14 protein-coding genes are annotated in these 13,114 nt (G+C 25.5%); 7 read left to right on the forward strand and 7 right to left on the reverse strand.

Going from position 1 to position 13,114, the window contains the following annotated elements; genetic code table 11:
* Positions 1 to 3: 3 nt before the first annotated feature.
* From BPP43_RS07095 to BPP43_RS07105, 3 genes are all read right to left on the reverse strand, one after another.
* Positions 4 to 630: a hypothetical protein gene (locus BPP43_RS07095; RefSeq protein ID WP_015274565.1), complete on the reverse strand. Its 627-nt coding sequence runs from the start codon at positions 628 to 630 to the stop codon at positions 4 to 6.
* A gap of 5 nt (positions 631 to 635) precedes the next feature.
* Complete coding sequence (locus BPP43_RS07100) at positions 636 to 1,070, reverse strand: hypothetical protein (RefSeq protein ID WP_144044148.1); 435 nt, start codon at positions 1,068 to 1,070, stop codon at positions 636 to 638.
* Positions 1,071 to 1,300: 230 nt separating this feature from the next.
* Positions 1,301 to 2,692: a hypothetical protein gene (locus BPP43_RS07105; protein WP_015274567.1), complete on the reverse strand. Its 1,392-nt coding sequence runs from the start codon at positions 2,690 to 2,692 to the stop codon at positions 1,301 to 1,303.
* Positions 2,693 to 3,042: 350 nt separating this feature from the next.
* On the opposite strand from BPP43_RS07105, the gene yajC reads away from it, so the two are divergent.
* The 5 genes from yajC to BPP43_RS12260 are packed head-to-tail and all read left to right on the forward strand — an operon-like array spanning position 3,043 to position 7,159.
* A complete protein-coding gene (yajC, locus tag BPP43_RS07110; RefSeq protein ID WP_013244467.1) occupies positions 3,043 to 3,468 on the forward strand; it encodes a preprotein translocase subunit YajC in 426 nt (141 codons plus the stop codon).
* Between the two features lie 35 nt (positions 3,469 to 3,503).
* Positions 3,504 to 5,015 carry a protein translocase subunit SecD gene (secD, locus tag BPP43_RS07115; protein ID WP_013244466.1) on the forward strand — a complete coding sequence of 504 codons (1,512 nt, stop codon included), beginning with the start codon at positions 3,504 to 3,506 and terminating at the stop codon, positions 5,013 to 5,015.
* A 20-nt stretch (positions 5,016 to 5,035) separates the two neighbouring features.
* A complete protein-coding gene (gene secF, locus BPP43_RS07120) occupies positions 5,036 to 5,980 on the forward strand; it encodes a protein translocase subunit SecF (RefSeq protein WP_015274569.1) in 945 nt (314 codons plus the stop codon).
* A 13-nt stretch (positions 5,981 to 5,993) separates the two neighbouring features.
* A complete protein-coding gene (locus BPP43_RS12255) occupies positions 5,994 to 6,500 on the forward strand; it encodes a hypothetical protein (protein ID WP_252832289.1) in 507 nt (168 codons plus the stop codon).
* A 29-nt stretch (positions 6,501 to 6,529) separates the two neighbouring features.
* On the forward strand, positions 6,530 to 7,159 hold the full coding sequence (locus BPP43_RS12260; protein ID WP_252832290.1) for a tetratricopeptide repeat protein: 630 nt from the start codon (positions 6,530 to 6,532) through the stop codon (positions 7,157 to 7,159).
* Positions 7,160 to 7,240: 81 nt separating this feature from the next.
* Here BPP43_RS12260 and BPP43_RS07130 read toward each other — a convergent pair whose 3' ends face one another.
* Positions 7,241 to 7,999: a glucosamine-6-phosphate deaminase gene (locus BPP43_RS07130; RefSeq protein ID WP_013244463.1), complete on the reverse strand. Its 759-nt coding sequence runs from the start codon at positions 7,997 to 7,999 to the stop codon at positions 7,241 to 7,243.
* Between the two features lie 194 nt (positions 8,000 to 8,193).
* Between BPP43_RS07130 and BPP43_RS07135 the strand changes: the two genes are divergently transcribed.
* Positions 8,194 to 8,847 (forward strand): HAD family hydrolase, encoded by a 654-nt coding sequence (locus BPP43_RS07135; protein ID WP_013244462.1) that lies wholly within the window; start codon positions 8,194 to 8,196, stop codon positions 8,845 to 8,847.
* A 73-nt stretch (positions 8,848 to 8,920) separates the two neighbouring features.
* On the opposite strand, the gene glyA is transcribed toward BPP43_RS07135, so the two are convergent.
* A complete protein-coding gene (gene glyA / locus BPP43_RS07140; RefSeq protein WP_013244461.1) occupies positions 8,921 to 10,360 on the reverse strand; it encodes a serine hydroxymethyltransferase in 1,440 nt (479 codons plus the stop codon).
* A 217-nt stretch (positions 10,361 to 10,577) separates the two neighbouring features.
* Here glyA and BPP43_RS07145 point away from each other — a divergent pair, with 217 nt between their 5' ends.
* Positions 10,578 to 11,639, forward strand: a complete 1,062-nt coding sequence (locus BPP43_RS07145; protein ID WP_015274570.1) for a hypothetical protein — start codon at positions 10,578 to 10,580, stop codon at positions 11,637 to 11,639.
* Positions 11,640 to 11,718: 79 nt separating this feature from the next.
* On the opposite strand, the gene BPP43_RS07150 is transcribed toward BPP43_RS07145, so the two are convergent.
* Both BPP43_RS07150 and BPP43_RS07155 read right to left on the reverse strand, forming a co-directional pair.
* Entirely contained in the window at positions 11,719 to 12,360 is a 642-nt protein-coding gene (locus tag BPP43_RS07150; RefSeq protein ID WP_013244459.1) for a hypothetical protein, read from the reverse strand.
* 195 nt (positions 12,361 to 12,555) lie between these two features.
* The gene (locus tag BPP43_RS07155) at positions 12,556 to 13,110 is read right to left on the reverse strand and encodes a 2-oxoacid:ferredoxin oxidoreductase subunit gamma family protein (RefSeq protein WP_013244458.1); all 555 of its coding nucleotides are present in this window, start codon (positions 13,108 to 13,110) and stop codon (positions 12,556 to 12,558) included.
* Between the last annotated feature and the right edge of the window lie 4 nt (positions 13,111 to 13,114).

Raw genomic sequence — 13,114 nt, forward strand, 5'->3', positions numbered from 1 at the left:
TAGTTAAAGTCCTTTTGCTAATCTATCATTAATTAAAATAAAACCTCTATTCAGAAAATCTTCACCTTTTTCGAAATTATATGAACCATTATATGTCCAAGGTAATTCTTGAAATGTTTTCATGCTTAATTTATACACAAAATATTTTTTATTATTTATATAAAAATCATAATTTGTAAAAATTATTCTTTCATCTTCTTTTTTATATTTAATATCAGATATAAAATAAAAATCATAATCTGTTCTTACATTAATATAATTAATATCTTTAGTCATTAAAATTAATAAACCTCCAGATATATTTTTATCTATATCAGAAATATATTCATTTGCGCCTTTAGATATTAGTGAACCATTATCTGATACTGTAACATCTGTAAATTTAGAATATGTATTAAATAATAATAATTTAGTTTTTCTTATATCTTTTGCCCAATAAAATGAAGAGTTCCAAACATTCGTATTTATGCTTGATATACTCATGATATTTGTATATATTGTTCCCCTATCTGTATTATAAGTATGGCTCTTCCATATATCTTGATTATAATGTACATTATTATTGCTTATAGAAGTATTTGGTATATTATTTTTTATACATAAGAAAGATTCATATCCATTTTTTAACAATATAATTAATAAGAGTGATAATATAATATTATTATATCTTTTACAGGATAATATATTTGCAAAAAATAAACAAAATAAGAAAATTTAACAAGATAAACAGATATAAAAAAATCAGTACTAATTCCTTTTCTAATAGTATTCATAAATAATATTGATATTATAAGTATTAATATAGAGATTATTAAACTTGACTTTATTTTTGATATACTAATTTTTTTATTTTTATATATAAATATAGTTGATACAATTAAAATAAAAATAAATAATAATATAAAAACAATCAAATATTTAAGTACATTTTTACTAGCATCACCATATCCAACAATTTCCCAATTTATAATTGATAGAATACTACCGCCAGCATAAGATAAAATATAAGTATTAGCTAAACTATCAAATGGATCTGGTAATAATAAAGATAATAATAAAGGAGATAACATAGCTAATATATAAATTACAAAATATTTAATTAATAATTTGATTATACAATAAACATTAATTTTATTAAAATAAATAAGAGAAATAATTACTGTTAATATTATAAAAAATATAGGCAATAAAGATTGTAAATATATTAATTTATTAGGATCTATATCGTATAATAAGGAGCTTGATTTAATAGATTTAGTAATAAATAGTTTATATATTACAATATTAAAAATTATAAGCACTATAGTAAATAAAAATAATAATATAAATATATTTTATAATTTATATTATTATTTTTATTTTTATATAATTTATCTAAGTTAAGCAAAATATAAATTATAAAAATTAATACTGCCCATCCAGATAATTGTATCTTTGATAAAATAGCAAAACCAGAAAATATACCTGATATTATTATATATAATTTATGTTTATTACTAATACAAGTTTTTGTTTCAGATGATAATATTATAAAGAATAACGATATAGAAGCAAATAGTAATCCAAAAGTTTCATATCTAATAATATTTATAAAAGCATTAAATATATAAAATGAACTTATAGAAGATGGAAACATAAAAAATATCAGCATCAATATTGATATAATAAAATATAAAAACTTATTTTTAACAATATTATATTTATTAATTATTTTCATTCCATTAATAAACATTATTGACAAAAATAGAAGAAAAGATATATAAAATATTGTAATAGAATATTCTGCCATTTCTGCAAATATAAAATAAGGATTTAAACTAATTTTAAAATCTTCAAAAGTAATATTTGTAAGTATGTTAAAGAACTTACCAAATGGAATGAATATTATTTTAAATAGAACCAAAGGTATCATATTAGGATGTAGAAAATGCTCTGGCATCATATTTAATGAAACTAGTAGCATATCTTTTGTATACTGATTTGTAGAATCGGTCATATAATAATAATAATATGATAAACGTATATGATTATAGATAAAAAATATAAAAGGAAAAAATATAATAAAAACTATAATAGAAATATTAAAATTGTTCTCACAATCATTAATTAAAAAATTACGAATATTATTAACCAATAATAATATTTTATTTCTATAAAAATAAAATATAAAAATTACTAATATAGAGAACAATGTAATTAATATAGATAATATAATTTTATATTTTAATTTTAGCGTATAATTTATATTATCAATTTTTTCTGTATATATAATCTTACTAGAAATAAAATCACCAAAAGGACTACCTTTCTCACCCATTTTTATTTCTTTAATAAAATTATTATTATTTAATATATTTTCTATATTAGGATAAACATCATATATATCGCTATTTCTAAATACTTTGCTATAATATTTTATTCTAAAGTCATAACTATAATTTGTTATAGAATCATTAGTAAAAATATAATTGGTAATAGAATTATAGTCTAACTTATCATCTAATGTAAATAATTTTTTAGTTTCATTTATATCTAATCCATTAATATATAAAGTTTTATCTATATTTAAATTAAAATCTGATAAAAATCCTACTCTTTCTTTTATACCTAATAATCCTAATACAGCTATTGAAATAATTATTACAAATGAAAAAACAACAAATATCTTTATCAAAATCTCTTTAGTTTTCATATACTACCTCTTGAAAACATACAAAGTTTAGAAAAAAGATATTTAATTTTGTAGTATTTATTTTTGCAACAGAAATAGAACGTATTAGTAGAATAAAACTTGAGAGTATATAGAGAAATGTTTGTTTGTTTGTTTGTTTGTTTGTTTGTTTGTTTGTTTGTTTCATATAATTTTACCCAATTTTCACGATATTATACTATACTTAATGCTATTGTCAATAAAACAATAGTATAAATTATTAAAAACAAATACTATAAAAATGAAATACTGCAATATTGACATAAGTATAAATTATTGATATCATATAAAATCATTGAAAATATAAAAAATAATTTTAAAGAGGTAATTAAATGTTCACAGCAACTTTATATGCACAAACTACAGGAGGAGCTCAAGCAGGAGGAAGTCCTTTAGTATCAATAGGTATGATGGTAGCTATTTTTGCTATATTCTACTTTCTACTTATTAGACCACAAAAAAAACAACAACAAAAATTGGCTCAAAGCATAGCTAGTTTAAAAAAAGGCGATAAAATAATAGTAGCCGGCGGTATAGTAGCTGAATATGTATCTGACAAAGAAGGCGGAAGAGTTGCTATAGTGAAATTAGGAGAAAATACAAAAATAGAAATAATAAAATCTTCTATATCAGCTGTAGTTAGCGAAGAAGTTCTTAACAATAAAAAAGAAGAAAAGAAAGATAAAAAAGCTATAGAAGACAAAAATCAGATAAAAGAAGAGTTAGAAAAAGCACAATCTGAAGAAAAAAAAGAATAATAGAAAAAATAATAATAAAGAAATAGGAAAATAATATGAGTCATAATTTAAGGCTAGCATTCATAATTATAGGTCTTGCTATAATGGGTTGGTTTATCACTCCTACAGTAAGATGGTATTTTTTCACACCAGAAGATAAAAAAGAAGAAAGTAATATGTCATTAGATGAGATGATATCTAATGGATATACAAAAGAACAAATTGATGAGATTCAGTCTCTTAAACGTCTTAGAAGCGAATCTGTAAATTTAGGATTAGACTTACAGGGCGGTATAAGAATAGTACTTCAGGCAGATTTTGAAGATTATGCCAACAAATTAGACAGAACAGCATTATCTCTTACTGCTGAAGAGAAAAATGATGCTATGGAAAGACTTATATCTAGATTAAGAGGAAGAATTGACCAATTTGGAGTTAGTGAGGTTGGTATAAGAAAGCAAGGCGATGACAGAGTGGTTGTTGAACTTCCTGGTGCTAGAGACCCTGATAGAATTAAAAGTGTTGTACTTAGCCAAGGTGCTCTCACTTTCAATTTGGTAGACCAAGAGGCTTCTGCTACAATTACTAGCAATGACTTACTTCTTGGAGTTTTCACTAATACTGCTAAAGTACCAGAAAACGACAAGCAAGTTTATTTTTATAGCGAAAAAGATGACTTTGGAAGAAGAGTTAGAGGAGCTCCTGTATTTATAGAAAAAGAGGCTTCTTTAGATGGTTCTGCTTTAATTAATGCTAATGTAGGCGGCGGACAATTTGGAGAGGTTACTGTTGAGTTTGAACTTAATAATGAAGGAGCTGAACAGTTTGCATTAGTAACTGCTGCTAATGTTAATAGAATGCTTGCTATTGTATTAGACGATAAAGTAATAAGTGCTCCTAATATCAATCAGGAAATTAGAGGTGGAAGAGGAGTTATTTCTGGAAGCTTTACTTTGGAAGAAGCTCAAGATTTAGCTAGAATACTTAAAGAAGGTGCTTTACCTTTAAAAGTAAGTGTTGTAGAGGAAGAAGTTGTAGGTCAATCTATAGGTGCTGACTCTGTTAAGGCTGGTACTACTGCTTTATTTATGGCTGCAATATTAGTTGCTGTATTTATGATTGCTGTATATAGAGTATCTGGAGTTTTATCTACAATAGCTATGCTTATAAACGTTATACTTATTATAGCTATACTTTCTCCTTTAAGATTTACTCTTACTTTGCCTGGTATAGCTGGTCTTATACTTACTATAGGTATGGCAGTTGATGCTAACGTTATTATTTTTGAACGTATAAAAGATGAATTAAAAATAAAATCTAATATTTCTGATGCTATTATATCTGGTTATGACAGAGCTTTTGCTACAATATTTGACTCTAACATTACAACAATAATAGTAGCTTTAATACTATGGATATTTGGAAGCGGCCCTGTACAAGGTTTTGCTGTTACATTGTTCTTTGGTATTTTAATAAACCTATTTACTGCTGTATTTATTACTAGATATATATATGAGGAAATTATTCGTACAAAACTTGTGAAGAAAGCTGGTTTCTTCTTTATTTAATATAATAAGGATTTTATAGTATGAGCGAAAATATTAAAAAAAATAATGATGTTAAAAAAACTGAAAATAATGATGTAACAAAAAATAAAATTCCTTTTGTTAAATTTATGCCTGTTGCGGCTGTTATATCTAGTATATTATTTATAGCTTCTATTGGGCTTTTTATTAATAAATTGACTACTAATAGCTTTAATATGGGTATAGATTTTGCAGGCGGTGTTGAATTACAAGTGAAAATTGATAATCCAGAAGTAATAAATATCGCTGAAATAAGAAATTTATACAGAAACTTTGGTACAGAAACTGTTAATATACAAGAACTTGAAGGAGAAGATAATATCAATGCTTTTCTTTTAAGATTTAGAGGCTCTAATGAAGAATCTGATAGAGCTATGCAAGTGCTTTATGATAAATATACAAAAGAAAAAGTAACTCTTATAGGAAGTAATATTATAAGCGGTGTTGTATCTTCTGATAATTTAAAACTAGCTTTTATACTTGTAATAGTGTCTTGGATTATCATTATGATATACATTACTATAAGATTTAATTATAGATATGCTTTCCCTGCTATTATTACTCTTATACATAATGTTGTTATAGTATTTGGTATACTTCTATTTTTGAATAAAGAGTTTTCTGTATTAGTTCTCTCTTCAATGCTTACTTTAATAGGTTATACAATCAACGATATAATAGTTGTATTTGATAGAATCAGAGAAAATGCTGATGTTAAAAGACCATTTAAAGAAATTGTTAATATAAGTCTTAATAATGTTGTAGGTAGAACTGTAATTACTAGTGTTTCTACATTGCTTGCTGCTCTTGCTATAATGATATGGGGCGGATTTATACTTTATGATTTTGCTTTTACATTCTTTTGCGGTGTAGTGATAGGTACTTATGCTAGTAACTTTATTGCAAGCGGCCTTTTAATATTATTTATGAAAGGAAAAAAAGCATAATTAAAAGAATAAAATGAAAAAGAATAATATTTTTATTATACTTATAATATTTTCTCTTATATTTTTAGTATTAACAGTGGTATACAATGTATATACGATAGGGGCAAATAATAATATCAAAAAAGAAATAGATAGTACTAGTAATATTTTAGCAGAAAATATGAAAAATCAGTATATAAAAATATTATCCTTATATTTTAAAGAACAACTAATAGATGAAACTAATCAAAATAAAAGAAATGAATTAAATAATTTTATAAAAGAAAACACAGCATCAATATCCTCTTCAAACTTTAACAATCTAAAGTCATCTATTAATGATATAATACAATTAAGAAATAGAAACACAACTTATGTTTTATTGTTTTTAGCTGTATTTACATTTATATCCGGCTTAATAATTAATTTACTTACTAATAACAATAAAGAAAAAAATAATATTCAAACTACAAAAAAGATTGTAAAAGAGGAAATGAAAAAAAAGAGGAAAAACCTAATATTATTATTTCTAATGAGATAGATAATAAAAAAGAAATTGAAATAAATAATATGTATCAAAATCTTGTAAAAGAAATAAAGAATTCCAAAGAAGATAGTGCTATGGAAATACTTGAAAAAATATTTCAAATAGATGACAGAAACTATTTAGCTTTGAATGGTGCTGGAATACTTTATACAAAGATATATACTAAAAACGGAAATAACACTTATTTTGTAAAGGCTGATAAGTTTTATGAATCTGCAATTTCTATATATAATAAAAACAAAGATATTCTAAATAATAAAGCAATATTATATTCAACTAAATATGGTAAAGATAATAACAATAATGATTATAACACTGCTTTAAGTATTTTTAATAATGCAATATCCTCTTACAATAATGATTTTGATATTATTCATAATAGAGCAACTTTGAATTTATTAAATTATAAACTTACAGCAAATGCATCTTCTTTTGATGAAGCATTAAAAGATTATAATGAACTTATAGAAATAGACCATCATAATATATATGCCTTAAGCAACAGAAGCATACTTTATTTTGATAAATACAAATATACAAAAGATAAAAAATATTTTGAAAAATCAATAAAAGATTGTAATGAAGCATTTAATATTAATTCAGAAGAATCTCTAGACTCTAACAACAATCCTCACTATATATACAAGTATTAATATATTATATAATTCAATAAAAAAGCAATGAGATTAATAAAACCCCATTGCATTTTATTTATAAACTAATTATTAAACCAATTATTTTTTCTTACAAACTTTTTTCTTATATCCTATAGCATCAGCCAACTCTTCATCTATAACAACAACAACATCATTATGAAGCTTAAGGAAAGTAACAGGACAGCTAGTCATAACTTTATCATGATTTAAAAGTTCTTTCATTGCAGCAGCTTTACCCTTACCAATAGCAGCTATTACTATTTTTTTAGCTTTTAATATTCCGCCCATTCCCATACTAAAAGCCTCTCTTGGAACATCTTTCTCTGAAGCAAAAAATCTAGCATTAGCTTTAATAGTTTTTTCATCAAGCTTCACGCATAAAGCATTAGCATGTAAAGCTTCATCAGGTTCATTGAAAGCAATATGACCATTAGGACCAACTCCAAGTAACTGAATATCTCTTGGAAGTTTTTCTATTTTATCATTAAACTCTTTTAATATTTTTTCTTTATCACCTATTCCCTTAGGAACAAAAGTATTTTTTTTATCAATATTTACATGGTCAAATAAATTTTTGTTCATAAAATATCTGTAGCTTTGTTCATTTTTTCCATCTAAACCTTTATATTCATCTAAGTTAACAGACTTCACTTTTTTAAAATCAATCTCTTTTTTCTCATAAGCCTTAATTAAATGAGGGTACACTGCCTCTGCTGTGCCTCCTGTAGCAAGACCTAAAACAGCATCTTTTTTTACCTTTAATATATTAATAATCTCATTAGCCGTTTTTTTTCCTACTCCATTAGCGTCTTTAGCAATTATAAGTTTTAATCCCATAATTTTTAATACTCCTTTTATTAATTTATAATATTTTTCATAAACTAATACGTTTAAATTATAGCATATATGCAATTTATTTACAATTAATATAATTTTTATTAACAATAAATAAAAGCTATTGATGTAACTAATAATTAAATATAAAATATATCATCATAATAATAATAAATTTATATAAGAAAGGAAGTAAAATGAATAAAAAAATTAAAGGAGCTATTTTTGACTTTGACGGTACATTGGTAGACAGTGAAACTTTGTATACAAAAGCATTAATATATACTTCAAAAGAAATGAATGAACTTACAGATATAGATTTTTCTTCAATGGCTGGATATCAAACTAATGACATAAAAAGAATGCTAAGAGAAAAAAATTATATTATACCTACAAACTTCTTTGAAAATGCAGAAAAATATTTCCGCAGAATAATAGAAACTGATTTAGAAACATTTGACGGTGTTATTGAAATATTAGAAAAATTAAAAAACATAGATATAGTTATAGCTTCAAACAGCAATATAGATTATGTTACAAGAATGTCTAAAAAAACATCTATATCAAAATATATAGTAGGATATTCTTGTCATAATGAAACATTGAAAGCTAAACCAGAACCAGATTTATTTTTGAATGCATTTGAAATTTTAAAATCAAGAAATAATGATATAACAAAAGATGATGTTGTTATTTTTGAAGATAGTTTAGCTGGAATTGATGGAGCTAAAAAAACAGGTATAAAAATAATAGCAATTACAAATACTTATAAAAGAGAAGAATTATTAAAACATGGTGCTGATATTGTTGTAGATAAAATAAGCGAAGCCATTAATTATTTAAATATTTAAATAATAAAAAAACAAGAAAAAAGGGAAACTAAAAATAGTCTCCCTTTTTTTATATTAATAAATTATTATTTGATTACATATCGCCTATAAACTTATACATTGGGAATTTTTTGCATAAAGCAGCTACTTTCTTAGCAACAGAAGCAACCACCTTTTCATCATTAGCATTACTTAATACTTCATCAATATATTGAGTAAGCTCCATAACATCTTTTTCTTTAAATCCTCTAGTAGTAATAGCAGGGGTACCAAGTCTAATACCGCTAGTAACCATTGGAGATTCTGTATCATAAGGTATGCCGTTTTTATTAATAGTGATATGAGCTTTATCTAAAACAGTTTCTGCAAGCTGACCTGTAATGCCTTTAGATTTTTTTACATCAACTAATATTAAATGAGTATCAGTACCGCCGGAAATAAGTTCATAACCTTTAGAAAGGAACATATTAGCCATAGCATCAGCATTTTTCAAAACCTGCTCTTGATATTTAACAAATTTAGGGTCAAGTGCTTCTTTGAAACATACAGCCTTAGCAGCTATAACATGCATCAAAGGTCCGCCTTGTATGCCAGGGAATATAGTTTTATCTATTTTTTTAGCTAATTCTTCTTCAGTAGAAATAATATATCCGCCGCGAGGTCCTCTTAAAGTTTTATGAGTAGTACCAGTAACAAAATGAGCATATGGTACAGGGCTAGGGTGAAGTCCAGTAGCAACTAAACCAGATATATGAGCCATGTCTACCATTAAATAAGCACCAACTTCATCTGCAATCTCTCTAAACTTTTTAAAATCTATTTGTCTAGGATAAGCACTTCCGCCTGTTACTATCAATTTAGGTTTTACTTTTTTAGCTATATCTCTTACTTCATCATAATCTATTTGCATAGTATCTTTTCTAACATTATAATGCTCGAACTTATAAATCTTTCCAGAGAAATTAACATTTTTACCATGAGTTAAATGTCCGCCGGAATCGAGTGATAATCCTAAACAAGTATCGCCTGGTTCTAATATAGCCATATAAACACCCATATTAGCTTGTGAACCAGAATGAGGCTGAACATTTATAAAAGGAGCTTTAAATAATTTTTTTGCTCTTTCTCTTGCTAAGTTCTCAACAACATCAACTTCACTGCATCCGCCATAATATCTTTTAGAAGGATAACCCTCAGCATATTTATTTGTAAATATAGAACCCTGTGCTTCCATAACAGCACGAGAAACTATATTTTCACTAGCAATAAGTTCAAGTCCGTTTATCTCTCTCTTATACTCATTTTTCATTGCAGCAAATATCTCTCTGTCAGCACTCTTAAGAGGAACTTCTGATACATAATATTTAGGAAGAGCAGCAACTTTTTTCTCGATTTTTTTCTCAACTTTTTTAGCAGCTTTCTTTACAGCAGAAGAAGCTTTCTTAGCAACAGTTTTTTTCTCTGCAGCTAATTTCTTGACAGTTTTCGATACTTTCTTTAATGAACCTTTAGTATTTTTTTTAGATACAGCCATAATACCTCCAATGAAACTTTTATTATTAAAAAACTTTGATAATAAAAAATGATTAAATGATAATTTATATTAATGATATACCAACATCACTTTTTTTTCAATTAAAATGTTCAGTAATTTTAAATTATTTATTTTTCTTTTTATTATTTTTTGCGTTTTATTTATTATAATTTCGATATTAATTATAAATGTATAATTATTGCATATAGAGGGTTTTATGAAAATAACTTTGGACATGTCTATTTCTAATTTGCTTGATTCTTTCGACAGAGAATTTGGAATTACTTTGGGAATATATAAAGGAGCTAAAAAATCTAATAATATAAAATTGTTTGAAATAGCTGACCCTAGAAAAAATCAAAAAGCTTCTATTGTTATAGACAAAGATACTAGCGTAGAAACTTTAGAGGCTATGTTTAGAGATAAATTTGGTATAAGAGTGCAAGTTAAAGATAGAGATGGAAATACTGTAAGTCAATCAAGTACTTTAGGAGGAATAAGGAAATTATCTAAAGATTATATTGATGAAGATGAAAGACATAAAAAAATATCATTAGTAGATGATGATGATGAAGATGCAAATGAAGAAGATAATAAAGAAACTAAAAAAGAGTTAAATAAAAATACAAAGAAGAACACTGAAAAGAAAAAAAATAAAACTTATCTTTTAAACTTCCATTCAAATAAAACTAATAAACATATAACTAGTCCTGAAGAAAAAATAAAAGATATAGATAAATATTATTTAAACTTTCAAAGAACAGAAAGATATAAGGCTATGGTTAATCTTTTATCTTGTATGGAAGAGTCAAAACTATTATATCCAGATTCTGAGGATTTAATAAATCATATAAATGATATAAAAATAAAATCTGTTAATATTTCTAATGTAAGCATTAAAAAAAGAAAATTTGCTATATTTGTATTGATAATAATAACAGCAATATTTTCTCTCATTAGCATAGGAATATGGGGATTTGATTTCTATAACAAAATAAAAAGAGAGAAGATGATAGAAAGTATTATAAAAGATATTGATAATTTGCGTCTTCAAAAGGGAACTTTGATGGAAAGTGGAAATATTGCAGAAGCTAGTGCAATAGATGAAAATATTAACTCAAAATCTGAACAGATAAATATTATAAAAAACAATAAAAAAGTATCTCTTGCTTATTATTCTATATCGCTTGCTGTTTTACTTGCTATAATATTATCAATTTGTATGGTTAGACTCAATAAATTTGATGTTACATCATCGAGGTTTAGAAAAGATAATTAGTTTTTAATAATATAAAACTATAAAAAAAGTAAGAAGCCTTGAAAATAATCAAAGCCTCTTACTTTTTTAAATATCTTAATTAGAATCTTATACCAACTTGTCCGCCTACATCTAATCCGCCAAAAGTAACTTGAGGATTAACAGTCTTTGTTTTCATTGTAGGGAAGTCATAGGATACATAAACACCCAAAGTAAAGTTATATAAAAGAAGAAAATCTAAACTTGCTTTAATATATGGTATGCATAAATTATCATATTGTTCTTGTAATTGTTTTAAAGTGTATGTATGACTTTGCTCTCCGCCGCTATTTTCTTTTGAATAACTAGCTCCGCCAAGAGGGAATTTTACACCAGCACCAACACCTATAGACATAAATAATACATCTATTTTTGGCATTAAACCTATACTTAAACTGTCAAAACTTAAATACTCAGTATTTATATCAGACTTATAAGCAAAAACATCTCTCTGATAACCTAAGTCTAATGAGAAACCTAAAGAAAGTATAGCTAAATCAAAATAATAATTAGGTCTTAAATAAACTCCGCCCTCAAAACCAGCATTTGGCTTAAGAGTTTCACTTTTCTTACCATCTTCAAAGAAATATCCAATACCAGCACCAAGAGGTACAGTAATATCAACGCCAGCACCGCTTTTAGCCATAAGTGTTGTACTTATAGTCATGATAAATAATGTAATCATTAATATAATTTTTTTCATTTTTTAATTCTCCATAATTAAATAATTAAAATCATATGTAACTACAAATTGTATATAAAATAATTAAAAAGTCAATTATTAATGATATTATATTTACATAGTTTGATATAAATATTTTAATATAAAATTTAAAGCCCCATCATAATAATGACAGGGCTTTTTAAATAATTAAAATAATAAATTAAAATATTTTATTTAAGAAACTAAATTTTTAACTGCATCTCTTCCAGCATTCAAAGCCTTTTCATTTCCAGGTAAAAACTCTTTTTTTCTCTCTCCAAATACCTTTAAGAAAGCCTGTTGAATGCTGTCAAAAGAAACAATATTTTGAAGCGTAAGTAAAGCACCAAGCATAACCATATTAGCAGCCTTAGGGTTACCAATATCGCCTGCTATTTTGTTAGCCTCAACATAAGCGACACGAATATCATTTCTTGAAGCTTTTTTTTCTATTAAAGAAGAATTTATAAGAAGCACACCATTAGGAAGAACATCTTTTTCAAATTTAGTTAATGAAGGAAGGTTCATTATAACAGCAGCAGTAGCATCATGCGAAACAATAGGAGAACCAACTAGTTCATCGCTCACAACCACAGAACAGTTAGCAGTACCTCCACGCATCTCAGGTCCATAAGAAGGACACCAAGTAACATGCTTATTTTCTATCATTCCAGCATAAGCAATCATCTGCCCCATAGACATAACACCCTGTCCGCCAAAACCAGCAAAAATTAATCTTTCTGTACTCATATTT

It is taken from the genome of Brachyspira pilosicoli P43/6/78, assembly GCF_000325665.1.
Lineage (GTDB): Bacteria > Spirochaetota > Brachyspiria > Brachyspirales > Brachyspiraceae > Brachyspira > Brachyspira pilosicoli.

What these genes read in the sequence shown, in the direction of transcription:
- BPP43_RS07100 (WP_144044148.1), bottom strand. Translation starts at nt 1,070, where the DNA reads ATGTTATCTCCTTTATTATTATCTTTATTATTACCAGATCCATTTGAT.
- BPP43_RS07105 (WP_015274567.1), bottom strand. Translation starts at nt 2,692, where the DNA reads ATGAAAACTAAAGAGATTTTGATAAAGATATTTGTTGTTTTTTCATTT.
- yajC (WP_013244467.1), top strand. Translation starts at nt 3,043, where the DNA reads ATGTTCACAGCAACTTTATATGCACAAACTACAGGAGGAGCTCAAGCA.
- secD (WP_013244466.1), top strand. Translation starts at nt 3,504, where the DNA reads ATGAGTCATAATTTAAGGCTAGCATTCATAATTATAGGTCTTGCTATA.
- secF (WP_015274569.1), top strand. Translation starts at nt 5,036, where the DNA reads ATGAGCGAAAATATTAAAAAAAATAATGATGTTAAAAAAACTGAAAAT.
- BPP43_RS12255 (WP_252832289.1), top strand. Translation starts at nt 5,994, where the DNA reads ATGAAAAAGAATAATATTTTTATTATACTTATAATATTTTCTCTTATA.
- BPP43_RS12260 (WP_252832290.1), top strand. Translation starts at nt 6,530, where the DNA reads ATGTATCAAAATCTTGTAAAAGAAATAAAGAATTCCAAAGAAGATAGT.
- BPP43_RS07130 (WP_013244463.1), bottom strand. Translation starts at nt 7,999, where the DNA reads ATGGGATTAAAACTTATAATTGCTAAAGACGCTAATGGAGTAGGAAAA.
- BPP43_RS07135 (WP_013244462.1), top strand. Translation starts at nt 8,194, where the DNA reads ATGAATAAAAAAATTAAAGGAGCTATTTTTGACTTTGACGGTACATTG.
- glyA (WP_013244461.1), bottom strand. Translation starts at nt 10,360, where the DNA reads ATGGCTGTATCTAAAAAAAATACTAAAGGTTCATTAAAGAAAGTATCG.
- BPP43_RS07145 (WP_015274570.1), top strand. Translation starts at nt 10,578, where the DNA reads ATGAAAATAACTTTGGACATGTCTATTTCTAATTTGCTTGATTCTTTC.
- BPP43_RS07150 (WP_013244459.1), bottom strand. Translation starts at nt 12,360, where the DNA reads ATGAAAAAAATTATATTAATGATTACATTATTTATCATGACTATAAGT.
- BPP43_RS07155 (WP_013244458.1), bottom strand. Translation starts at nt 13,110, where the DNA reads ATGAGTACAGAAAGATTAATTTTTGCTGGTTTTGGCGGACAGGGTGTT.